The organism is Haloplanus sp. C73 (assembly GCF_051195115.1).
Lineage (GTDB): Archaea > Halobacteriota > Halobacteria > Halobacteriales > Haloferacaceae > Haloplanus.
This window is the reverse complement of record NZ_JBNTJZ010000002.1, coordinates 124,957-145,734: the sequence shown is the minus strand read 5'-3', so window position 1 is coordinate 145,734 and position 20,778 is coordinate 124,957. Positions and strand designations below refer to the sequence as shown.

Annotated in this window: 24 protein-coding genes and 1 tRNA gene; 10 read left to right on the top strand and 15 right to left on the bottom strand. The window is 68.2% G+C overall.

What is annotated here, in order from left to right:
• Positions 1-137 precede the first annotated feature (137 nt).
• Positions 138-1,751 carry a thiamine pyrophosphate-requiring protein gene (locus ACQUSQ_RS05070; RefSeq protein ID WP_435067440.1) on the top strand — a complete coding sequence of 538 codons (1,614 nt, stop codon included), beginning with the start codon at positions 138-140 and terminating at the stop codon, positions 1,749-1,751.
• 107 nt (positions 1,752-1,858) lie between these two features.
• Complete coding sequence (locus tag ACQUSQ_RS05065) at positions 1,859-2,089, top strand: DUF2061 domain-containing protein (RefSeq protein ID WP_435067439.1); 231 nt, start codon at positions 1,859-1,861, stop codon at positions 2,087-2,089.
• Between the two features lie 3 nt (positions 2,090-2,092).
• On the opposite strand, the gene ACQUSQ_RS05060 is transcribed toward ACQUSQ_RS05065, so the two are convergent.
• The 7 genes from ACQUSQ_RS05060 to ACQUSQ_RS05030 form a co-directional block, all read right to left on the bottom strand.
• Positions 2,093-4,051: an aconitate hydratase gene (locus ACQUSQ_RS05060; RefSeq protein ID WP_435067438.1), complete on the bottom strand. Its 1,959-nt coding sequence runs from the start codon at positions 4,049-4,051 to the stop codon at positions 2,093-2,095.
• Between the two features lie 194 nt (positions 4,052-4,245).
• Positions 4,246-4,782 (bottom strand): NUDIX hydrolase, encoded by a 537-nt coding sequence (locus ACQUSQ_RS05055; protein ID WP_435067437.1) that lies wholly within the window; start codon positions 4,780-4,782, stop codon positions 4,246-4,248.
• The gene (locus ACQUSQ_RS05050) at positions 4,779-5,153 is read right to left on the bottom strand and encodes a hypothetical protein (protein ID WP_435067435.1); all 375 of its coding nucleotides are present in this window, start codon (positions 5,151-5,153) and stop codon (positions 4,779-4,781) included. Before ACQUSQ_RS05050 ends, ACQUSQ_RS05055 begins: the two co-directional genes overlap by 4 nt.
• Before the next feature lie 40 nt (positions 5,154-5,193).
• Positions 5,194-5,607 (bottom strand): DUF5809 family protein, encoded by a 414-nt coding sequence (locus ACQUSQ_RS05045; RefSeq protein WP_435067434.1) that lies wholly within the window; start codon positions 5,605-5,607, stop codon positions 5,194-5,196.
• Positions 5,608-5,631: 24 nt separating this feature from the next.
• Positions 5,632-6,006 (bottom strand): DUF5810 domain-containing protein, encoded by a 375-nt coding sequence (locus ACQUSQ_RS05040; RefSeq protein ID WP_435067433.1) that lies wholly within the window; start codon positions 6,004-6,006, stop codon positions 5,632-5,634.
• A gap of 38 nt (positions 6,007-6,044) precedes the next feature.
• Entirely contained in the window at positions 6,045-6,533 is a 489-nt protein-coding gene (gene rimI, locus ACQUSQ_RS05035) for a ribosomal protein S18-alanine N-acetyltransferase (RefSeq protein ID WP_435067432.1), read from the bottom strand.
• Positions 6,534-6,585: 52 nt separating this feature from the next.
• A complete protein-coding gene (locus ACQUSQ_RS05030; RefSeq protein ID WP_435067431.1) occupies positions 6,586-8,559 on the bottom strand; it encodes an aconitate hydratase in 1,974 nt (657 codons plus the stop codon).
• Between the two features lie 76 nt (positions 8,560-8,635).
• Here ACQUSQ_RS05030 and ACQUSQ_RS05025 point away from each other — a divergent pair, with 76 nt between their 5' ends.
• Positions 8,636-9,166 (top strand): deoxyuridine 5'-triphosphate nucleotidohydrolase, encoded by a 531-nt coding sequence (locus ACQUSQ_RS05025; protein WP_435067723.1) that lies wholly within the window; start codon positions 8,636-8,638, stop codon positions 9,164-9,166.
• 137 nt (positions 9,167-9,303) lie between these two features.
• On the opposite strand, the gene ACQUSQ_RS05020 is transcribed toward ACQUSQ_RS05025, so the two are convergent.
• The 3 genes from ACQUSQ_RS05020 to ACQUSQ_RS05010 form a co-directional block, all read right to left on the bottom strand.
• Positions 9,304-9,413, bottom strand: a tRNA-Lys gene (locus ACQUSQ_RS05020).
• Positions 9,414-9,561: 148 nt separating this feature from the next.
• Positions 9,562-10,233 (bottom strand): DUF7119 family protein, encoded by a 672-nt coding sequence (locus ACQUSQ_RS05015; protein WP_435067429.1) that lies wholly within the window; start codon positions 10,231-10,233, stop codon positions 9,562-9,564.
• A 46-nt stretch (positions 10,234-10,279) separates the two neighbouring features.
• Positions 10,280-11,095 (bottom strand): hypothetical protein, encoded by an 816-nt coding sequence (locus ACQUSQ_RS05010; protein WP_435067428.1) that lies wholly within the window; start codon positions 11,093-11,095, stop codon positions 10,280-10,282.
• A 98-nt stretch (positions 11,096-11,193) separates the two neighbouring features.
• On the opposite strand from ACQUSQ_RS05010, the gene ACQUSQ_RS05005 reads away from it, so the two are divergent.
• Positions 11,194-12,492 (top strand): dihydroorotase, encoded by a 1,299-nt coding sequence (locus tag ACQUSQ_RS05005; protein WP_435067427.1) that lies wholly within the window; start codon positions 11,194-11,196, stop codon positions 12,490-12,492.
• On the opposite strand, the gene ACQUSQ_RS05000 is transcribed toward ACQUSQ_RS05005, so the two are convergent.
• Positions 12,489-13,076, bottom strand: a complete 588-nt coding sequence (locus ACQUSQ_RS05000; protein WP_435067426.1) for a DUF5806 family protein — start codon at positions 13,074-13,076, stop codon at positions 12,489-12,491. The genes ACQUSQ_RS05005 and ACQUSQ_RS05000 overlap by 4 nt on opposite strands.
• 105 nt (positions 13,077-13,181) lie before the next feature.
• Between ACQUSQ_RS05000 and ACQUSQ_RS04995 the strand changes: the two genes are divergently transcribed.
• Complete coding sequence (locus ACQUSQ_RS04995) at positions 13,182-13,550, top strand: universal stress protein (RefSeq protein ID WP_435067425.1); 369 nt, start codon at positions 13,182-13,184, stop codon at positions 13,548-13,550.
• Positions 13,547-14,095 (top strand): GNAT family N-acetyltransferase, encoded by a 549-nt coding sequence (locus tag ACQUSQ_RS04990; RefSeq protein ID WP_435067424.1) that lies wholly within the window; start codon positions 13,547-13,549, stop codon positions 14,093-14,095. The genes ACQUSQ_RS04995 and ACQUSQ_RS04990 overlap by 4 nt, the downstream gene beginning before the upstream one ends.
• On the opposite strand, the gene ACQUSQ_RS04985 is transcribed toward ACQUSQ_RS04990, so the two are convergent.
• Positions 14,092-14,544, bottom strand: coding sequence for a universal stress protein (locus ACQUSQ_RS04985; protein ID WP_435067423.1), 453 nt, complete (start codon positions 14,542-14,544; stop codon positions 14,092-14,094). The genes ACQUSQ_RS04990 and ACQUSQ_RS04985 overlap by 4 nt on opposite strands.
• A gap of 79 nt (positions 14,545-14,623) precedes the next feature.
• Here ACQUSQ_RS04985 and ACQUSQ_RS04980 point away from each other — a divergent pair, with 79 nt between their 5' ends.
• Both ACQUSQ_RS04980 and ACQUSQ_RS04975 read left to right on the top strand, forming a co-directional pair.
• A complete protein-coding gene (locus tag ACQUSQ_RS04980) occupies positions 14,624-15,076 on the top strand; it encodes a universal stress protein (protein ID WP_435067422.1) in 453 nt (150 codons plus the stop codon).
• 45 nt (positions 15,077-15,121) lie between these two features.
• On the top strand, positions 15,122-16,300 hold the full coding sequence (locus ACQUSQ_RS04975) for a DHH family phosphoesterase (RefSeq protein ID WP_435067421.1): 1,179 nt from the start codon (positions 15,122-15,124) through the stop codon (positions 16,298-16,300).
• 27 nt (positions 16,301-16,327) lie between these two features.
• On the opposite strand, the gene ACQUSQ_RS04970 is transcribed toward ACQUSQ_RS04975, so the two are convergent.
• Positions 16,328-16,750 carry a DUF5807 family protein gene (locus ACQUSQ_RS04970; RefSeq protein ID WP_435067420.1) on the bottom strand — a complete coding sequence of 141 codons (423 nt, stop codon included), beginning with the start codon at positions 16,748-16,750 and terminating at the stop codon, positions 16,328-16,330.
• An 84-nt stretch (positions 16,751-16,834) separates the two neighbouring features.
• Here ACQUSQ_RS04970 and ACQUSQ_RS04965 point away from each other — a divergent pair, with 84 nt between their 5' ends.
• Positions 16,835-17,122, top strand: a complete 288-nt coding sequence (locus ACQUSQ_RS04965) for a hypothetical protein (protein WP_435067419.1) — start codon at positions 16,835-16,837, stop codon at positions 17,120-17,122.
• On the opposite strand, the gene ACQUSQ_RS04960 is transcribed toward ACQUSQ_RS04965, so the two are convergent.
• Together ACQUSQ_RS04960 and ACQUSQ_RS04955 are read right to left on the bottom strand one after the other, a co-directional pair.
• Entirely contained in the window at positions 17,119-17,547 is a 429-nt protein-coding gene (locus tag ACQUSQ_RS04960; RefSeq protein ID WP_435067418.1) for a DUF7112 family protein, read from the bottom strand. The genes ACQUSQ_RS04965 and ACQUSQ_RS04960 overlap by 4 nt on opposite strands.
• A 3-nt stretch (positions 17,548-17,550) precedes the next feature.
• A complete protein-coding gene (locus tag ACQUSQ_RS04955) occupies positions 17,551-17,931 on the bottom strand; it encodes a 30S ribosomal protein S6e (protein WP_435067417.1) in 381 nt (126 codons plus the stop codon).
• A 172-nt stretch (positions 17,932-18,103) separates the two neighbouring features.
• Between ACQUSQ_RS04955 and ACQUSQ_RS04950 the strand changes: the two genes are divergently transcribed.
• A complete protein-coding gene (locus ACQUSQ_RS04950) occupies positions 18,104-20,620 on the top strand; it encodes a heavy metal translocating P-type ATPase (protein WP_435067416.1) in 2,517 nt (838 codons plus the stop codon).
• Positions 20,621-20,778: the final 158 nt, after the last annotated feature.

Sequence of the window (20,778 nt, the reverse complement as noted above, 5' to 3'; positions counted from 1 at the left end):
GAGTCGGCATCTTCAACTTTTCGTCAGATGACGACCGGCGATTAGCCGTCTGTCCTTTCTATTTCGACAGACGCCGAAGGGCGGTTAGGTGTCTGTCCTTAACTTTACAACCCCGGGGGGTCATGTACCCCGATACGATGAATGTAACAGATGCCATCGCGGACATTTTGGCAGAAGAAGGTGTCGAACACCTTATTGGATTCCCCAGCAATCCACTCTTTGACGACAACGCCGCCGAGGAAGCCGGCATTCGCTCTATCGTCGTTCGGCAGGAACGAACCGGCGCGCACATGCTCGACGGCATCGCGCGAATCACCTCCGGCGACCAAGTCGAAGCCTTCGCCTGTCAGCACGGCCCGGGGACGGAGAACTCCGTCGGCGGAATCGCGCAGGCCTACGCCGAGTCGGCGCCTATCGTCGCGCTCCCGGCCGGCTACTCCCGCGCGAAGACGAACACCGACCCCAAGTTCAGCTCGCTCGTCAACTACCAGCACGTCACGAAGACGACGGAGCAGCTGACCGACCCGGACGCGACAGAGGAGACCATCCGCCGCGCGTTTCAGGCGGCACGCAACGGCCGTCAGCGTCCCGGCCTCGTCGAGATTCCGAAAGACGTCTTCCGCGAGGAAGTCGGCGACATCGACTACACGCCCACGTCGTCGACGCGGTCCGGCCCCGACCCGAAGGCAATCTCTGACGCCGCCGACGCGCTTCTCGACGCCGACCTTCCCGTCATCAACGCCGGACAGGGCGTCCACTACGCGAAGGCGTGGGAGCCCCTGAAGGAACTCGCCGAACTCCTCGAAGCGCCGGTCGCGACCACGCTCAACGGCAAGAGCGCGTTCCCCGAGGACCACCCGCTCTCGCTCGGCGCCGGCTCGAAGAGCGAACCCCGCCAGCTCAACCACTTCATCCACGAGGCGGACGTGCTCTTCGGTATCGGGTGTAGCTTCACCAAGACGGCGTACGGCATCACGCCGCCGACGGAGGACAACACCCTCATTCACTCGACGAACGACCCCGGCGACGTCGACAAGGACTACAAGTCCGACCTCGCGGTCATCGGTGACGCGAAGCTCGTCCTCGAAGCGCTCATCGACGAAATCGAGAGCCGAATCGACGACGAGGACTTCGGCCGCTACGACGACGTGACCTCGGAAATCGCGGACATCGAGGCCGAGTGGCTCGACGACTGGAGCGACGTGCTCGAATCCGACGACACGCCCATCAACCCCTACCGCGTCGTCCACGAACTCGACCAGACCCTCGACAAGGAGGAAATCGTCGCCACCGCCGACGCCGGCAACGCGCGTGACTTCATGGCAGCCTTCTTCAACGTGACCGAGCCGCTCTCCTATCTCGGCTGGGGCAAGACGACCCAGCTCGGCTACGGCATGGGCCTCATGATGGGCGCGAAACTCGCCAAGCCCGAGAAGACCTGCGTCCACGTCATGGGCGACGGCGCCATCGGCATGGTCGGCATGGACTTCGAGACGGCGGTCCGAGAGGACATCCCCATCATCGCCATCGTGCTCAACAACTTCGAGATGGCGAGCTACGACACGCCGTTCTCGGGTAACTACGCCGAGTTCGCCGAGTCCATGGGCGGCTACGGCGAACGCGTCGAGGACCCCGCAGAGATTTCCGACGCCATCGAGCGCGCCGTCCAGAAGAACGAAGAGGGCACGCCGGTCCTGCTCGAGTTCCTGACCGCCAAGTACACGGAACTCTCGCGACCCGACCTCGAATAACACACCGGCGCTGTTTCGACCGCGGAATAACCGTTTTTGCTTACTTTAAGCCCGTATGGTTACTACTAGCAGTTACGTTTAGGTACGTGGCCGGCGTATCGTGAAGTATGGCGTCGACGCTCGCCGGACAGCCGAGGCAGGCGCGGACGCGAGCGCTCGTGAAGACGCTCTGCTACCGGCTGTTGATGGTCGTCGTCACCGTCGCAGTGGCGTGGGTCGTCGTCGGCGACGTCGGAGAAGCGGCCAGTATCGGCCTCGTCGCCAACGTCGTCAAAACGGGGACCTACTACACCTACGAGCGGCTCTGGGACAGAATATCGTGGGGACTGTCGGCGTAGCGGTCAGGCCTCCTCGCTCACGCCGTCGGCGAACTGCTGGCGCGTGTGCGGGAGTTTGCCGCCGGCGGCGAGCAGTTCTCGCTGGCGCTCGTTGGCGTCGAGATGCGCCGTCGCCTCCCACTCGTCGTTGACGCGGAGGGTGAACGTCTCCTGCCCGCTCTCGACGGCGTCGACTGCGTCGTCGACGAGTTCGATATCGTCGCCCTGTTCGATGCGGTCGTAGGTTTCCTCGTCGATGGTCAGGGGCAGGAGCCCGAAGTTGATGAGGTTGGACTTGTGGATGCGGGCGAACGACTGGGCGAGGACGCCGTGAATCCCGAGATACATCGGACAGAGCGCGGCGTGTTCCCGGGAGGAGCCTTGCCCGTAGTTCTCGCCGGCGACGAGGAAGCCGCCGTCGGCCTCGGCAGCGCGGGCGGCGAACGTCTCGTCGACGCGCTTGAGCGTGAACTCCGAGAGCTTCGGCACGTTCGAGCGGTACACCGACACCTCCTGTGTCGCGGGGATGACGTGGTCGGTCGTGATGTTGTCGGGCATCTTCAGGAGCGCCGGCCCGGAGAGCGCGCTCCCGAGCGGGTCTTTCAGCGGCACCTCGTCGATGTTCGGCCCCTTGACGAGGCCGTCGTCGACTGCCTCGTCGGGCATGATGATGTCGGACTCGCTGGCGCCGATGTAGCGCTCGGGGTACTCGAAGCCGGGCGCGTCGACGTCGGCGTCGAGGTCACGGGGGTCGGTGATTTCGCCGGTGAGCGCCGTCGCCGCCGCCACTTCGGGCGAGCAGAGATACACCGCGTCGTCTTCCATCCCCGACCGACCCTCGAAGTTGCGGTTGAAGGTGCGGACGCTCACGGAGTCGCTGGCGGGGACGTGGCCCGCGCCGATGCAGGCGCCACACGTCGCCTCCGAGATGCTGACGCCCGCGGCCATCAGTTCCGCCGTCAGGCCGTTCCGCGCCAGCATCTCCGAGGCCTGTTTCGACCCGGGCGCGATTATCATCTCGGTCTGTTTCGCCACCTCGCGGTCACGGAGCATCTTCGCAACCGGCAGGATGTCCTCGTAGGCGCCGTTGGTACAGGAGCCGACGAGCACTTGGTCGGTTTCGATGCCCGCGACTTCGCGGACGGGAACGACTTCGTCCGGCATCGACGGACAAGCGATGAGCGGTTCGATATCGGAGAGGTCGACCACGATTTCGTCGTCGTACTCGGCGTCGTCGTCGGGCGCGAGTGGGACGTAGTCCTCGGGGCGACCCAGTCGCTCGAAGAACTCCTCCGTCCGCTCGTCGGAGGGGAAGATGGAGGTAGTGGCGCCGAGCTCCGTCCCCATGTTCGTGATGGTGGTGCGCTCCTGTGCCGAGAGCGTCTCGACGCCGGGGCCGGTGTACTCGAACACCTTGCCCACGCCCGCCTTGACCGAAAAGCGCCGGAGGAGTTCGAGAATGACGTCTTTGGCCGTCGACCACTCGGGGAGTTCACCCTCCAGTCGGACGTTGACGACTTCGGGCATCTCGAGATAGAAGGGGGCGCCGCCCATCGCGGTGGCGACGTCGAGGCCGCCGGTACCGATGCCGAGACAGCCGAGGCCGCCCGCAGTCGGCGTATGAGAGTCCGCGCCGATGAGAGTCTTGCCCGGCGCCGTGAAGTTCTCCTTGTGGACCTGATGGAGGATACCGGTCCCCGGTCGCGCGAAGTAGGCGCCGTAGGTGCCGGCGGCAGAGCGCAGGAACCGGTGGTCGTCCGATACCTTGTAATCGGGCTGGTAGGTCTGGTGGTCGCAGTGCTGGCCGGCCACCTCGACCTGCACCTCGTCGAGGCCGAGGGCCTCGAACTGGAGCCACGCCATCGTCCCCGTCAGGTCGTGGGCGATGGTCTGGTCGACGGCGATACCGATTTCCTCACCGGTTTCCATCTCGCCGTCGACGAGATGGTCTTCGAGAACCTTCTCCGTGAGTGTGCGTCCCATGGTGGATAATCTACTCGGGCTTTGCCGACTGGCTCATATAACCGTTTCCCACCCGGCTCGGGCGGCGAAATTCGCCGGGCTGTCCGAGTGACGAAGCGCCCGAGTGGTCGCCTCGGAGACGCCGCAGGGGGACTCTCAGGCGCCGCCCGAGTCGGCGCGTTCACCCAGTCGAGTCCGTGACGCGCCCGCTGTCGTTACAGCAGACCGTCGTCCTGCGCCAACAGGACGCCCTCGATGGTAGCGTCGTTGGTCGGTGGCTGGCGAGCCACGTCGACTGCCTCCGAGACGGGCACCGCTTCGGGCGTGAGAAACTCGTTGCCGTCGAGTTCGCGCTCGACGGGCGTGAGGCCCTCGGCGAAGACGATACCGCGTCGGTGGCGCAACACGCCCGTCGCCGTCCAGAAATCAGCCAGCAGGGCGGTCGAATCGGGGTCGAAGCCCGTCTCCTCGCGGAGTTCCCGCGCCGCCGCCGTCGTGAAGGACTCCCCGTCCTCGACGATGCCCGCCGGGAGTTCGAGTTGCGTCTCGCGAATCGTCGGGCGGAACTGCTCGACGAAGAGGACGTGGTCGTCGACGACGGCGACCACCACCACCGCGGGCGGGAGTTCGGCCCAGTAGTAGCGCTTGGTCGAGCCGTCGGGCTGTTCGACGAGGTCGTAGCCGCCGGTGTACCAGCCCGTCTCGTACTCCGTGACGGACTCGCGCACCGGCCAGTCGTGGTCGTCGCTCATCGTGTCACCTCCACCAGATATCGCTCGTCACCGACCCGAACGAGCACGCCACCAGCGTGCCGGGCGTCGGGGTTCCGCGCGAGCAACCCGTCGCGCTCGTCGAACGGCGAGTGCGTAAAGGCCTCTTTCAATCCGACCGGGCCGCGCCGATACGGCTCCGAGCGCCCCGTCTCGACGGCGGTCGTGAGATAGGGGTACCGGCGCTCCGAGAGGTTGGTGGCGTCGACCGCCGGGCCGTCCGCGTCTGTCGGCGTCGCAGTCAGGTGGTACGGCTCGCCAGCCCCCAGAAACGACGGGAGCGCGCCGAGCGCGAGCAAGCCGAGACAGACGACGGCAAAGCCAGCGAGGGCACGGCGCGTTATCGGTCGCACGGCCGCGGTTGGTGTGGGGCGGTGAAACGCCTTTCGCCGCTTACAGTCGGTCGCGGTATAGCCGCCCGAACGCCTGCCGGCGGAGCGTCGCCACCGCCGCGTCGCGCTCGTTCTGGAACGTGGCGGCAATCGCCTGTTCGGCGAAGGGAGCGGTGTGCCAGACGACTCGGTCGACGTCCGAACTGCCCAGCACGGTCACGTCCACGTCGGCGTCCTCGCGCCACGCGTCGAACGCCGCGCGGTCCGCCACCGTGACGGTCAACAGCGACGCGAACAGGGCGTCGCGCGCCGTCTCGACCACCTCGCCAGTCACGCGCTCCTGATACTCCGCTTGGTCGAACTCCATCGCCGTCGCCACCTCGCGGACGACAGTCTGTGCCGCCGGGCCGACCGACTCGTAGGCCTCGCGGGCGTCCGCGAGCGTCTCGGGGTCGAACACGCCCTCCGTCTCCATACGCCACCCTTCGTCGGCGGCGGTTTACGCCTTGTTATCGTCGTCGGTGTCGTCGAGCATCGCCCGCGTCATCTCCCGGGCCTCGGCGAGAATCCGCCCGGCGTCGCCGTCGAGAGCCGCGGCGTCGAGGGCGTCGCCGTCGGCTGGGGCCGACGCGTGGTCGTGCCCTCCCTCTGACGGCACCGACTCCTCGAACACCGTCTCCGATGGCGCCTCCTCGGCGTGTTCGACGACGACGGGCGTCAGTTCCGCCGCTCCGGCGTCGCTCCAGTCCGGGGCGTGGTCGTCCAGCCATCGCTCGTGGGCGCCGCCGTGGAGCATCGCAGTGAAGGCGAGGTGGTTCGCGAGGTGTTCGCCGTCGCGCTCGGGCGTCTCGCAGACCGGGCAGGCGTATCCCATACGAACCGTACGGGCCGTGAGGCGTATGAGCGTGGCGGTCAGCCGTCTCGCCACGTGGGCACGTCGAGCACCATCACGAGGGCGTCCTCGCCGTCGCGGTAGTAGCGGGGCACGCGTCGCGCGACGTCGAAGCCGACGTCCCGATACAGCGCCCGCGCGGCCTCGTTGCCCTCGCGGACTTCGAGTTTGACCACGTCCGCACCCTCGATGGCGAGGGCAAAGAGCGACCGACCGAGCAGCGAGCGGCCGATGCCGCGCTCCCGCGCCGGTTCCGCGACGGCGAGGTCTTTCACGTGCCCGATGTCGCGCCCGTAGTTGGGCGTGACGTCGCTGACGACGTAGCCCACGACGGCGTCCCCGTCCCCGCGAGTCGCGACCAGAAACCCGGGTTCGCCGAGAAAGCGCTCGAAGGCCGTGTAGGGCCACGGTTGGTCGAAGGCCGCCCGCTCGATTCGGACCACCGACTGGAGGTCGTGGGACTCGGCGTCGCGGATGGTCACGTCGGCGGGCGTCGTCGGAACGGCCACAGCGTGGCTACGCGCGGCGAGTGCAAAAGAATACGGGACGAAGTCCGAGTCGTCAGTCGTCGGCGGGGGCCGCGCCGCCGTCGTTCTCGTACTGCTGTTTCGTGAGGGTGAGTTTGCCACCGGCGGCGAGGATTTCACGCTCGCGCTCGGAGGCGTCGAAGGAAGCCGTCGCCTCCCAGTCGCCGTTGACGCGAATCGTGAACTCCTCGGCGCCCTCCTCGACGGCGGCCGCCACGTCGTCGACGACTTCGACGTCGTCGCCCTGTTCGAGGCGGTCGTACGTCTCCTCGTCGATGGTCAGCGGCAGGAGGCCGAAGTTGTACAGGTTCGCCTTGTGGATGCGGGCGAAGGACTGTGCGAGGACGGCCTCGACGCCGAGATACATCGGACACATCGCGGCGTGTTCTCGGGAGGAGCCCTGTCCGTAGTTCTCGCCGGCGACGAGGACGCTGTGGTCAGTCGCCTTGGCGCGCTCTGCGAACGTGTCGTCGACGCGCGAGAGCGTGAACTCGGAGAGCTTCTCGATGTTCGAGCGGAACTTGAGGATGTCCGACGTGGCGGGGATGATGTGGTCCGTCGTGATGTTGTCGCCCATCTTCAGGAGCGTCTCCCCGTGGATGTCGGCGCCGAGCGGGTCCTTCAGCGGCACGTCGCCGATGTTCGGGCCCTTGATGAGTTCGTCGTCGACAGCCTCATCGGGGCGGATGATGTCTGCCTTCGAGCCGTCGTACTTCTCGGGGAGTTCGACGCCCGGCGACTCCAAGTCGCCGAGTTCGTCGGCCAAGTCGCGCGGGTCGACGATTTCGCCCTTGAGCGCCGCGGCGGCGGCGACCTGTGGCGAGCAGAGGTAGACGGAGTCGTTCTCGATGCCCGACCGACCCTCGAAGTTGCGGTTGAAGGTCCGCAGCGAGACGGAGTCGGAGGCGGGCACGTGACCGATGCCGATACACGGTCCACACGTCGCCTCGGAGACGTTGACCCCGGCGGCCATCATCTCCGCGGTCCAGCCCTCGCGGGCGAGGAGTTCGCCGGCCTGCTTCGACCCGGGCGCGACTATCATTTCGAGGTCTTTCTTGATTTCGCGGCCCTCGACCATCTTCGCGGCGGGGAGGATGTCCTCGTAGCCGCCGTTGGTACAGGAGCCGATGATGACCTGTTCGACGTCGGTTCCCGCGACTTCGCGGACGGGAACGACGTTGTCCGGCATCGACGGACAGGAGATGAGCGGTTCGAGGTCCGAGAGGTCGACGACGATTTCGTCGGCGTACTCGGCGTCGGCGTCGGGCGACAGGTCGACGAACTGGTCGCCACGACCCTGCCGGTCGAGATACTCCTTCGTCCGCTCGTCGGTCGGGAAGATAGAGGTGGTCGCGCCGAGTTCCGTCCCCATGTTCGTGATGGTGGTTCGCTCGGGCACCGAGAGGCTCTCGACGCCGGGGCCGGAGTATTCGAACACCTTGCCGACGCCACCCTTGACCGACAGGCGACGGAGCAGTTCGAGGATGAGGTCCTTCGCGCTCGCCCAGTCGGGGAGTTCACCCTCCAGTCGGACGTTGACGACTTCGGGCATCTCCACGAAGTACGGCCCGCCGCCCATCGCGACGGCGACGTCGAGACCACCGGCGCCGATGGCGAGTTCGCCGAGGCCGCCCGGCGTCGGCGTGTGCGAGTCCGACCCGAGCATCGTCTTGCCCGGCGCGGCGAAGTTCTCCTTGTGGACGTTGTGGCAGATGCCGTTGCCCGGGCGAGAGAAGTACGCGCCGTAGGTGCCGGCCGCCGACCGCAGGAAGCGGTGGTCGTCGGTGTTTTTGAAGTCGAACTGGTAGGTCTGGTGGTCACAGTACTGCGCGGCGAGTTCGGTCTGGACTTCGTCGAGTTCGAGCGCCTCGAACTGAAGCCACACCATCGTACCGGTCGTGTCCTGTGTGAGCACCTGGTCGATTTCGATCCCGATTTCCTCGCCGGGTTCGAGGTTACCCTCGACCAGGTGGTCGTCGAGGATTTTCTCCGTGAGCGTCTGTCCCATAACGTCCGGTTATCCCTCACCGACGGATATAAATCCCGCGTTGACCGCGCTCCCTGCGCCCGAGCCGGTGCGTCGAGTGCGTCGCCGTCGGGCGAACCGCCACGATTTTGTCGGCGCTCACCGACTCTCGGCCATGTTCCGTGCCGGCACGTTCGTCGCCGACCACCTCAGCCCCGTCGCGGCCGAACAGGTCCAACCGAACGGCGTCGACCTGACCGTCGACGCGATTCTCGAACCGAGCGAGCGAGGCCGAATCGGCACGGGCGGCAAACGCGTCGCCGACCGCGACGCCCTCGACCCGGACCCCGACGCAGAAGCCTACGTCCTCCGACCCGGCGGGTACATCGCCCGCTACGGCGAGCGCATCCGGATTCCGGAGGGGCACGTCGGCTTCGTCTACCCCCGGTCGTCGCTCATGCGTAACGGCAGTATGCTCCACACCGCCGTCTGGGACGCCGGCTACGAGGGCCGCGGCGAGGGACTGCTAGCCGTCCACCGCCCGATAGAAATCGAACCCGGCGCCCGCATCGCGCAACTGGTGTTCGCCGAGGCGAATCACGACGGGACGTACGACGGGAGTTATCAGGGGGAAGGGTTGGAGGAGTAAGCGGCGTCGGAGCGAGTGAGATGGCGAACGCGGGCCGGGAGGGAGTTGAACTACGCGAACGCCTCGCTATCGCTCGGCGTTCTCTCGTTCAACGCCCTCGTAGCCGCTTCGCTCGTCACGTTCGTTCCTCGCAGAAGCGGGCCGGGAGGGAGTTGAACCCCCGACCGTCTGGTGACTTCCGCAACCGCCCGATGACCGGGCGGGCACGTTAAAAGCCAGACGCTCTGCCTGACTGAGCTACCGGCCCTCAACTGAGCGTTGGGGGGAAAGGTGTAAACACTTACGATGGGCGGCCTACGTCCGCGACGAAATCCACGCCCCGATGCCGAACTCGTCGGCGTATTAACGTTCGGTGATGGATTTTCCGAGTCGCAGTCAAAAACCTACGCCGACGCTCACAGCTCCAGATACGCGTCCAACGCCTCCGCCAACAGGTCGTCCGGGTCGACGTTCTCGACGGACGCGCGGCGCCGGAGTTCGATGTACTGGTCGGGCGGGAGGGTTATCGTCATCTCGCCGAGGGTGAGCCCCCGGTCGGCGAGGGCGTCTTCGACGGACGCCCCGTTGCTCACCTCGCTGGCGAGGCGCCGAATCTCGCGGACGGTCAGGTCGTGTTCGAGCGTCGCCCACGCCAGCGCGTAGCGGTCGTCACCCGAGACGCGGGCGATGTGTTTCGCGGCCGTGGGCGCGATGGTGCCCCGCGCGACGTGGCGGCGAATCGCCTGCGGCAGGTCGTGAACCCGCGCCCACTTCCGGATGAAGGAGACGGAGACGTCGCCGCCGGCGCGCTCCGCCGCCTGCTTGTACGAGCCGACGCCCCGAACCAGCGCGGCACAGGCGGCGGCGCCGCGGAGCATGTAGACGTGGTCCTCGGAGCCGACGGTGTTCTCCGCGAACGAGCGGACGGTGTCGGCGGCGAGTTGCACGCTCTCGGGGTCGTCGGGGTCGAATCCGACGGCCTCGGTCGCCCGCTCACCCGTCACCGAGGGGTCGGCACGGACGACGGGTTCCCCGACCGGCGATTCCCGGTCGGCGGGGCGGTCGGACGCGTCGGGGTCCTCACTCATCGTACCACCCGTTCGGAAGGGACGGTGAAAAGTCCCCCGTGGTCGGTCATCGCTCGCGTCGCACCGCCACCGACACCCGGTCGCCGACCGTGAAGTCGTGGTCCGGGCAGACGAGTTTCGTCCCGAGTACGTCGCGGGCGAGAAAGAGCGACAGGCCCGTGATGGGTCGCCCGTTCGCGACGACAGTGATGTCCTCCCACGTCACACACTCGCCGGCGGCGACGCCGACGCGTTCGCCGGCCACCGTGACCGGGCCGTCGAGGGGCGGCCGGACGCCCCCGCCGCCGTAGTGGGGACAGCCACCGTCGAGGGCGACACCCGGTGCGCCGGCGAGTCCAGCCCACGTGCCGGGACTGGGGTGAGCGGGCGCGTCGAGATGGACGGACGTCTCGCCCGCCTCGCGGACGACGCCGGTGCCGTCCCAGTCGGTGGCGTGGACGTCGACCGGCGTCTCGATTGGAAGCGACCCCGCGGCGCGGTGGGGGTTCGCGTCCGGCGGGCGAAAGCCGAGGTGGACGTGGTTGTCGACCCACGGCGCGAAAAAGCCCGAGCGGACCATCTCGCCCAGCGGGTCGCCGACGTCGACGTGGTCGCCGGCACCGACCGCGGGGTCGACGTGGAGGATTCGAGCGACGTGGTCGCCCGTATCGAGCAGAATCAGGTGGTCCTCGGCGGCGGCGTAGGGGCGCGGAGGCGCGCTGACGGTTCGGGTGTCGAGCACCTCGCCGGCGACGGGGGAAAGCCCTCGGTTCGAGTCGGGGTAGAGGTCGATGGCACGGCCCTCGTCGTGTGCGGGGTAGGGGGAGTTGAACCGGGAGAACCGCGAGTAGTGGGCGAGCGTCGAGGCCGGAACCGTGACCATGGCGTCGGTGCGGCGCGGAGGCGTATAACTGCCCGGCTCAGCGTCACGACGACGGCGCGAACGGGCAGACTTAGGGCGGGGCGAGGAAAGAGAGGGGTATGCTCGTCAGGAACGCGACGCTGGCGGACGGCAGCGTGCGCGACGTCCGCATCGAGGGTGAGCGAATCGACGCCGTGGGGACAGACCTCGCGGCGGAGGGTGGGAAGACGGTCGACGCCGGCGGCAACCTCCTGTTGCCCGGCGCCGTCGACGCTCACGTTCACTTCCGCGAACCGGGAGCGCCACACAAGGAGACGTGGCGAACCGGGTCACAGAGCGCCGCCGCCGGTGGCGTCACGACTGTCGTCGACCAGCCGAACACCGACCCGCCGACGACGACGGGCGCCGCCTACGACCAGAAGGAACTGCTCGCCCGCCACTCGCTGGTCGACTACGGCATCAACGGCGGCGTCACGCCCGACTGGGAGCCCGAGACGCTGTTCGACCGGCCGCTGTTCGCGCTCGGCGAGGTGTTTCTCGCCGACTCGACGGGTGACATGGGCATCGACGGCGAGCGGTTCGAGGACGCCGTCCACCGCGCCGCCGAGGCCGGCGTCCCCGTGACGGTCCACGCCGAGGACGCCACCCTGTTCGAGTCGAGCGCTCGCGACGACGCCGGGTCGGGGACCGGCCGCGACGCGAACGCCGACGCGTGGAGCGCCTATCGCGCCGCCGAGGCGGAGATTGCGGCCGTCGAGCGCGCGGTCGAACTCGGCGTCGACGCCGGGGTTCGCCTCCACGTCGCTCACACCAGCACGCCCGAAGCGGTCGATATCGTCGCCGACGCCCCCGACGCCGTCACCTGCGAAGTGACGCCGCATCACTGCCTGCTGTCGCGGGCCGACCTCGCCGACCTCGGCACGTACGGGCGGATGAACCCGCCGCTCCGGAGCGAGAAGCGGCGCGCGGCGCTCTACGACCGCGTCGTCGACGGGCGCGTCGACCTCGTCGCTACCGACCACGCTCCCCACACGAAAGGGGAGAAAGAGACGACGCTACTGGACGCGCCGAGCGGCGTCCCCGGCGTCGAGACGATGGTGCCCCTCCTCTTGGCCGAGACGCGGGACGGCCCGTTGACGGTCGAACGGGTGCGCGACCTGACGGCGGCGGCGCCGGCGGCGACGTTCGACCTCGACCGGAAGGGACGGGTGGCGGCGGGGATGGACGCCGACCTCGCGCTCTACGACCGCGACCGACTGCGCGAAATCACGGGCGAGCGGCTCCACTCGAAGTGTGGGTGGTCGCCGTTCGAGGGGCGAGAGGGCGTGTTCCCCGAGTGGACGCTCCGGCGAGGCGAGCGAGTGTACGACGCCGCGATGGACACGTTCGGCTCGGCGAACGGCGAGAACGTGCGCTAATCGAGGTCGTCGCGGAGGGACTCGCTCGACTCGCGAACCTCGCGCATGACCTCGGAGATGCGGTCCTCGGCGTCGAGTTCCTCGGCCACCGAGAGGTCGACGCCCTCGACTTCCAGCAGGAACTTCGCCACTTCGGTCACTTCGTACATCATCTCGTCGAGTTCCTCGGCGGTGAAGAAGCCGGACATGGCGCCGTAGAGGAAGGTCGCACCGGCTTTCTGGACCTTGTCCTCGAAGGCGGAGCGGGCCTGATTCACCGCCTGCGGGGAGTAGGTGTCGGTCATGAAGGGGACGAGTTCGGGCAGGTTCTCGCCGATTTTGGTCATCTCGACCCCTGTTTCGGTGCGGAAGTCGACACAGAGACGCGCGATGGCCCACTCACGGGCGGTGATGTAGGTCCGGTCGCGGAGGAAGTCGTTGACGCGGTCGTACTGCGCGCCGTCCATCTTCTTGAAGCGCTCGTACTTGCGGACGTCGGGCGGGACGTCGGCGTGGGCGGCCGCGGCGCCGGCGTCGTCTCCAGCGTCGCCGGTCGACGAAGGGGACGGGTCGGCAGGCCCGTCAGCCGTCGAATCGTCGCTCATGCGCCCGGATTCCGCGCGCCCGTGCAAAAGGGTTCCGTCGGCGTCGGTCGGGCGTCAGACGCGCGGCCGCGTACCTTTTTCACTTGCGACACCGACGATGTTTGCATGAAGGTGTTGCTGGGCATCGGTGGGAGCGACGACTCGATTCGCGCCCTCGAACGGGCGGTCGACCGCGCCGCCGAGACGGGCGACGACCTGACGGTCGCAATCCTCCGGAACCCGGCGACCGACGCGGACCCCGAAGCCATCGAGTCGCGGGCCCGGTCGGTGCTCGACGAGGCGGGCGTGACGGCGTCAATCCAGCATCTGGAGGGCGACCCCGGAAGCCGACTGGTCGATTTGGCCGAGCGCGAGGGCTTCGACCGCATCGTTCTGGGCGGCGGTGAGACGAGTCCGATGGGCAAAATCAAGCTCGGGAGCATCGCCGAGTTCGTCCTGTTGAACTCGCACGTATCGGTGACGCTCATCCGATGACCGACGGCAGAGACTACCCCGACGAGCCGGCGGGCCCGTTCCCGACACCGCCGACGACAGTCGAGGACCGCGAGGGGCGGTCGATAACGGTGCGGCGGTACGACGAGGAGCGGGACCGCGAGGCGCTAGAGTCGATGTACGCCGCCTTCGACCCCGCCGACCGCGCACAGGGCATCCCCCCGACCGGCGAGGACCGCATCGCCGACTGGCTGGACGCCATCACGAGCGGGGACGCGGTGAACGTCGTCGCCTGCCACGGCGACGATATCGCCGGGCACGCGACGCTCGTCCCCGACAGCGACGAGACAGTCGTGGCCGCGGAACTCGCCATCTTCGTCTTGCAGGCGTATCAGGGCGCGGGCATCGGCACCCACCTCATCGAGACGCTACTCGGCGCGGGCGAGGAGGCCGGCGTCGAGCGCGTGTGGCTCACGGTCGAGCGCTGGAACGAACCGGCGATTAGCCTCTACGAGAAGGTGGGGTTCGAGCCGAGCGACACGGAGAGCTTCGAACACGAGATGACGATTCGGCTGGCAGAGGGTTAGACCGAGAGGATGGGCTGGCTGGCGTAGAGGAGGACGTACTCCGCGGCTTTCGCGAGTACCTCGTCGGCCTCGCCGGAGAGGGATTCCCGCGGGACGACGACGAAGTCGGCGCCGAGTTGCTCCGCGGTGTCGAGGACGACGCTACCGGGGTGGCGCGACAGTTGGCTGGTGGAGAAGCCGTAGGCCATCGACGTCGAGAGGGGGACGCCCGCCTCGTCGACGAGGGCGATGACGGCTTCGAGAAACGCCTCGGTGTCGGCGGCCACCGACTCGTCGTCGACGGCGCCGGTGTCGATGGCCCGTGCGACGTCTTCGCTGACGACGTAGAGCGCGTGGACGCGGGCGTCGTACTCGTCGGCGATGGTGGTGGCGTATTCGACCGCCGTGAGTGACTCCTCGCTCCCGTCGACGGGGACGAGGACGAGCGAGGGCGAGAGCGACTCGGTCATAGCGGGGCGTGGGCGGGCCACGGGCAAAAACGCTCCCCCCGACGGCGGGTTTATACTTCGACCGGACGAACACGAGCGCATGCCCGCGTTCGACACCATCGTCATCGCGACGGACGGCTCCGAGAGCGTCCGCCGGGCCGTCGACGTCGCGCTCGATTTCGCCGAGCGCTTCGACGCCGAGGTCCACGCCCTCTACGTGGTCGACGAGGGTGAGGTGGCGGCCTCGCCCGAACAGGTGCGCGAGGAGATGCGCGACGCGCTGGACGACTCGGGCCGAGACGCACTCGACACCGTCGTCGACGCCGCGGACCGGTCGGTGACCACCGCCGTTCGCGAGGGGCGACCCGCGACCGAGATTCGGGAGTACGCCGTCGACCACGACGCCGACATGGTGGCGATGGGGACCCGCGGCCGTCACGGCGAGAACCGCTTTCTCATCGGGAGCGTCGCCGAGCGGGTGGTGCGGACCTGTCCGGTACCCGTGTTGACCGTCCGCCAACTCGAAGCGGACGAGCGCGACGCCGCCGCCTGACCGTCGGACCGCGAAATACTTCCCACCGGCCCGCATCGGGCCGGTATGGACGATTCGCTCATCGACACCGAGGACCTCTCGCTGTCGCGGAAGTCGCGTCTCCCCGGCGCCGGCTTCTTCTACCCCGACTCGCTCGACGAGGAGTACGCCGACCGCCGCGCCCGCGAGGCCATCGAGGGGGCCGACGTCGTGGTCGTCGCCGACGGCGACGCCGACGGCCTCGGCTGTGTCGCGCTCCTTCGAGAGCGGTACGACGCTGCTCTCGACGTGGCGCCGTTCGAGGAGTCGCTGGCGGCGCGGACGGACCCAGACGTAGCGGACGACGAGGACGACGAAGACGACGAGGACCGCGAGGAATCCCCGGTCGGTCTCGTCACCGCGAGTCCGCACTCGCTCGACGCGGCACTAGAGCGGGTCGCCGAGTACGCCGACCCCGGCGTCGACGTCTACGTCTGTGACCTCTGCCCGGACGACGAGTCGATTGCCGAGGTTGTCGGCGACATCGTCGACCGGGCCGAATCGACGCGCTGGTTCGACCACCACCAGTGGGACGACGACGTGGCCGCGGCGGTCCGCGACGCGGGGGCCGACCTCGTCATCGGCGACTCCGACGAGGAGTGTACGGCCGACGTGACGCTCCGGTCGCTCGATTACGACTTCCCGGACCACCTCGTCGACCTCGCGGCGGTCACTCGGGACCACGACCTCTGGATTCGCGAGGACCCGCGAAGCGACGACGTGGCCGACTACGCCCACTGGGCGAGCGCCGAGGAGTACGTGACCGTCGTGGGGCAGTACGGGCCGGCGCTCCCCGACCCCGTCGTCGACTACCTCGACCAGCGCCGAGTCGAGAAACAGCAACTCATCGAGGCGGCAGTGGACCGCGCCGAGATGGAGTCGGTCGGCCCGTGGACCGTCGGCGTCACGTACGGCCGATGCTCGCAGAACGAGGTGGCCGAGACGCTTCGGGAACAGGGTGCCGACGCCGCGGTCATCGTCAAACCCGCCGGCAGTGCCAGCATCCGAGGGAGCGACGACTTCGAGCATGCACACGAGGTGGCGGGACTGGTCAACGGCGGCGGTCACCCCCAAGCCGCGGGCTGTAAGCCCGACATCTACGACGACATGCTAGACTACGCCCACCACTGGACGACCGAGGGCTACGCGACGAAACAGGTGATTCTGGCGGCGTTCGAGCAGGTGGCGCACGAGGTCGACGAGTAGTCGACCTCGCCGCGAGCGAACGCGACCTTACGCCTCGCCGACGACCCAGCGCTCGGAGAAGGCAGTCCCGTCGGGACAGGCGGCGTAGGCGTGGATGACGTCGCCGTCGGCGTAGATGCCGCCCACTTCTTCGTTCTGTGCTTCGGCGAACGCGAGGACGAAGGCGGCGCCCTCGCCGCAGTCGGGGCAGGTGCCGCCCTGCAGGTCGTGGTCGATGTCGCCGTCGGTCCCCATCGCTTGCTTCGCGAACTCCATCGCGTCCATGCCGGTGCCGGCGGAGAAGAGTTGTCGCCCCTTCTCGCCGGGGACAACGAGGACGACGCCGCCGTCGACGTCGGTGCCGTAGTCGGCGAGAGTTCCCTCGTCGTCGAGGTAGTCGTCGGTGAGATAGAGCGCGACGTGGTCGAGTCGGTCGCCCGCGAGGAACGCGTCGAGGTCGGAGTCGGTCATACCGGTCGCAGACGGTCGAGCGGTAAAGAACGGTCGTTTCGAGACAGCGACGGCGTTTTGAGGCGGGTGGTCGTGGGTCGAGACGTGAACCGAGAACGCCTCACCAACGGCCTGTACGCCCTGTTCGGACTCGCCTTCCTCGCGAGCGCCGTCGTCGACTTGCGGTCGGCGAGCGGCGCCCAACGACTGTTTACCGTGGGCACCGCGCTCGTGTGTGTCGCCCTCGCCGTCGCGGGCACCGTCGGCGCGCTCCGCCCGGGAACGGAAGTGGCGGGTATCGAACTCGGTATCGGCGAACAGCCGCGGTGGGTGCTCGTCCTCCTCGTGGCCGGAATCGTCGTGTTGGGCGCAGGGACAGTGCTTCGGCTCTAAGTATCCTCCAACCCCTCTGCAATCGAGGAGAGGGAGCTGTCGGGTTGGCGAGTGATGGTGTAGACGGCACGCTCGCCGGGGACGCGGACGCCGTAGAGATAGCCGGGGGTCACCTCGTCGAAATCGACGCTCTGTCCCGTCTCGCGGTCGGTGTCGCGGACCCACTCGACGAGGCGGTTCTCGCCCTCGCCGTCGGTGCGAGCGAGTCGGCGGTTGTCGTAGGCGCCGCGAATCAGCGGGCCCTCGGCGTCGCGCTCGACGCTGGCGTGGTACTCGGTGCCATCGAGAACGAGACGGACGACGGTTCCGGCTTCGATGGCGTCGTCGGGGAGGCGCAGACAGGGACGGCGAGTGCCGCCGCTCCGGGCGAGTCGAGCGCGGTACGTGGTTACCGCCTCACCGTCGCTGGCGACGCGGTCGGACACGAGTTACTCGTCGGCGGTCAGCGCGTCGAAGTCGGCGTCGCCCGTGACGACTTTCGCGTTGATTTGGGCGACTGCTTCGCTGATTTCGCGACCACGGACGGTGACGCGCTTTCGCTCGCCGTCGCGCGACGGCTCGAAGCCGACGCCGCCTTCGAGGAGGAGCTGCTTGAGCGCCGGACCGGCAACGTCGCCGCGCAGGGGGCGCCCGGCGTCGTCGGAGCCACCAGTCAGTTCGAGTTCGGTGCCGTCGAGACCGACGGCGCCGCCTTCGACCGTGTCACCGAGTTCGCGTCCGAGGAACCGGTTTGCGTCCTGTTCGTCGACCTCCACCTGTGTGGTGTCACCCGTCTCCGGGTCCGAAACGACGACCTTGAAGTCTGCCATGCCCGGAATCAGACGGTCGCGGATAAAAAGCACGTCGAAACCGAGCGTTCCATCCGACACCGCTCTCGCGAGAAGTTATTATATTAATCCGACTTTGTTACTAGCTTCTACGTAAGAGTAACCGCAATACTGGTAGTGAGATTAATATTCTAGCGGCGGATAGGGTCGAGCAATGACGACCGGGCACGACGAGGACGCAGAAACCGAGGCAGCGTCGGGCGACACTGCGCGCTATCGCGCGTCGGTACCCGACATGGACTGTGCCTCGTGTGCGAGCAAGGTCGAGCGGAGCGTCCGCGAGGAAGCGGGCGTCGAATCGGTCGACCCTCGGCCCACGACGGGAACGCTCGTCGTCGAGTACGACCCGGGAACGACGACGGCCGACGCGATTCGCGGGCGCGTCGACGCCGCGGGGTACGACGTGGCCGAGACGACGACGGAAACGTTCGCGGTGCCGTCGATGGACTGCTCGTCGTGTGCGGGAACCGTCGAGTCGGCGCTCTCGCGAATCGAGGGCGTCCTCGACTACGACGCCCGCCCGGCCTCGGGCCGGGTCGCGGTGACCTACGCCCCCGAACGGGCGACCCGGGGCGACGTGGTCGCGGGCATCGAGAACGCGGGCTACGACGTCGTCGAGAGCGAGGACGAGTCGCCGTCGGCGTGGCGGAGTCGCCGCGCCCTCAAGACCGGCCTCGGCGCCGTCCTCTTGGTCGCCGGTATCGCCGTCGAGTATCTCGGCCTGCCGAACCCCGTCGTCGCCGGCGTGTTGGGGCGGTCGCTCACGCTCGACTGGGTGCTGTACGTCCTCGCCGCGGCGGTGGCGGGACAGAGCATCCTGCGCAACGGGTGGTACTCCGTGCGCGCCCGCAGCCTCGACATCGACTTCCTGATGAGCGCCGGCGTCGTCGGCGCCGTCGCCGTCGACCTGCCCTTCGAGGCGGCGACGCTTGCGGTGCTATTCTCCATCTCCGAACTCCTCGAACGCTACTCGATGGACCGGGCGCGCACCTCGATGTCGGAGCTGATGGACCTCTCGCCCGACACCGCAACGGTGCGGCGCGAGGACGAGGAGGAGACGGTCCCCGTCGACAGCGTGGCCGTCGGTGACAGGGTTGTGGTGCGACCGGGCGAGCGAATCCCCGTCGACGGCGTGGTTCGAGACGGGCGGAGCGCGGTCGACGAGTCGCCGATAACGGGCGAGAGCGTCCCCGTCGACGTGGATTCGGGCGACGAGGTGTACGCCGGCAGCATCGTCGAGGAGGGGTATCTGGAGGTCGAAACGACGGCTCCCGCCGCGGAGTCGACGCTGGCGAAAGTCGTCGACCTCGTCGCGGACGCGGAGCGGGACAAATCGGAGCGCGAGCGCTTCATCGACCGCTTTGCCAGCTACTACACGCCGGTCGTGGTGGCGCTGGCGCTGGTGACGGCGCTCGGCCCGCCGCTCGTCGTCGGCGCCCCGCTCGAAACGTGGTTCACGCGCGGGCTGACGCTACTCGTCGTCGCCTGTCCCTGTGCCTTCGTCATCAGCACGCCCGTCAGCGTCGTCTCGGGCATCACGAGCGCGGCCCGGAACGGCGTCCTCATCAAGGGGGGCGACCGGCTGGAGGCGATGGGCGACGTGACGGCCATCGCCCTCGACAAGACAGGGACGATAACGACGGGCGAACTCGGCGTCACGGACGTGGTGGCGCTGAACGGGCGGGACGAGGACGACGTGCTTCGGTGTGCGGCGGCGCTGGAGCGGCGGAGCGAACACCCCATCGCCGCGGCCATCGTCGCAGCGGCGGACGACCGTGACCTCCCCGACCGGGACGTGACCGACTTCCAGTCGATTACGGGCGAGGGCGTCCGCGCCAACCTCGACGGGACCACCCACTACGCGGGCAAGCCGGGGCTGTTCGCGGACCTCGGGTTCGACCTCGAACACGCCCACGTCGAAGCGGACGGGGGCGTCGTCGTCGACCCCGCGACCTGCGAACACGGCGCCTATCTCGACCTCGTGAACGACGTGGTCCCGCGCCTGCAGGGTGCGGGCAAGACGGTCGTTCTCGTCGGCACCGAGGAGCGACTGGAGGGGGTCGTCGCCGTCGCGGACACGGTGCGCCCGGAGGCCGAACGCACCGTCGCCCGCCTGCGGGAGTTGGGCATCGACCGCATCGCCATGGTGACGGGCGACAACGAGCGCACCGCCCACGCCATCGCGTCGCAGGTGGGCATCGACGAAGTCCACGCCGACCTCCTGCCCGAGGAGAAGGTGGCGGTGGTGCGCGAGATGACCGAAACAGCCGAGTCGGAGGCCGAGGCACGGCTCCCGTGGAACCGCGGGGGCGGCGGCGTCGCGATGGTCGGCGACGGCGTCAACGACGCGCCGGCGCTGGCGACGGCGACGGTCGGCGTCGCGATGGGCGCCGCGGGCACCGACACCGCCATCGAGACGGCGGACGTGGCGCTGATGGGCGACGACCTGACGCGTCTGCCCTACCTCGTCGACCTCGCCCGCCGCGCCAATCGCGTCATCGAGACGAACGTGTGGTCGTCGCTGGGGGTGAAAGCCGCCCTCGCCGCCGCCGCGCCCTTCGGTCTCGTGAGCGTCGTCCACGCCGTCGTCATCGGCGACATGGGGATGAGCCTCGCGGTGACTGGGAACGCGATGCGGCTGGCGAACGTCAGCCCGGAAGACGAGGAGTAGTCAGGACCGCGACGGGCCACGAAAAACTTTTCAGCCGAATGTCGATTAGTTGTCGAATATGGCTGGTATCGGAACACGCATCGATTCCAGTGCCAAGCGGACTGCCACGCGAGCGAGTCGTTTGGGACGGCACGGCTCCGAAGCGAACCGACCGACTA

Coding starts and splice junctions, on each gene's coding strand:
- ACQUSQ_RS05070 (WP_435067440.1), top strand. CDS start 138: ATGAATGTAACAGATGCCATCGCGGACATTTTGGCAGAAGAAGGTGTC.
- ACQUSQ_RS05065 (WP_435067439.1), top strand. CDS start 1,859: ATGGCGTCGACGCTCGCCGGACAGCCGAGGCAGGCGCGGACGCGAGCG.
- ACQUSQ_RS05060 (WP_435067438.1), bottom strand. CDS start 4,051: ATGGGACGCACACTCACGGAGAAGGTTCTCGAAGACCATCTCGTCGAC.
- ACQUSQ_RS05055 (WP_435067437.1), bottom strand. CDS start 4,782: ATGAGCGACGACCACGACTGGCCGGTGCGCGAGTCCGTCACGGAGTAC.
- ACQUSQ_RS05045 (WP_435067434.1), bottom strand. CDS start 5,607: ATGGAGACGGAGGGCGTGTTCGACCCCGAGACGCTCGCGGACGCCCGC.
- ACQUSQ_RS05040 (WP_435067433.1), bottom strand. CDS start 6,006: ATGGGATACGCCTGCCCGGTCTGCGAGACGCCCGAGCGCGACGGCGAA.
- ACQUSQ_RS05030 (WP_435067431.1), bottom strand. CDS start 8,559: ATGGGACAGACGCTCACGGAGAAAATCCTCGACGACCACCTGGTCGAG.
- ACQUSQ_RS05015 (WP_435067429.1), bottom strand. CDS start 10,233: ATGAGTGAGGACCCCGACGCGTCCGACCGCCCCGCCGACCGGGAATCG.
- ACQUSQ_RS05010 (WP_435067428.1), bottom strand. CDS start 11,095: ATGGTCACGGTTCCGGCCTCGACGCTCGCCCACTACTCGCGGTTCTCC.
- ACQUSQ_RS05005 (WP_435067427.1), top strand. CDS start 11,194: ATGCTCGTCAGGAACGCGACGCTGGCGGACGGCAGCGTGCGCGACGTC.
- ACQUSQ_RS05000 (WP_435067426.1), bottom strand. CDS start 13,076: ATGAGCGACGATTCGACGGCTGACGGGCCTGCCGACCCGTCCCCTTCG.
- ACQUSQ_RS04995 (WP_435067425.1), top strand. CDS start 13,182: ATGAAGGTGTTGCTGGGCATCGGTGGGAGCGACGACTCGATTCGCGCC.
- ACQUSQ_RS04990 (WP_435067424.1), top strand. CDS start 13,547: ATGACCGACGGCAGAGACTACCCCGACGAGCCGGCGGGCCCGTTCCCG.
- ACQUSQ_RS04985 (WP_435067423.1), bottom strand. CDS start 14,544: ATGACCGAGTCGCTCTCGCCCTCGCTCGTCCTCGTCCCCGTCGACGGG.
- ACQUSQ_RS04980 (WP_435067422.1), top strand. CDS start 14,624: ATGCCCGCGTTCGACACCATCGTCATCGCGACGGACGGCTCCGAGAGC.
- ACQUSQ_RS04975 (WP_435067421.1), top strand. CDS start 15,122: ATGGACGATTCGCTCATCGACACCGAGGACCTCTCGCTGTCGCGGAAG.
- ACQUSQ_RS04970 (WP_435067420.1), bottom strand. CDS start 16,750: ATGACCGACTCCGACCTCGACGCGTTCCTCGCGGGCGACCGACTCGAC.
- ACQUSQ_RS04955 (WP_435067417.1), bottom strand. CDS start 17,931: ATGGCAGACTTCAAGGTCGTCGTTTCGGACCCGGAGACGGGTGACACC.
- ACQUSQ_RS04950 (WP_435067416.1), top strand. CDS start 18,104: ATGACGACCGGGCACGACGAGGACGCAGAAACCGAGGCAGCGTCGGGC.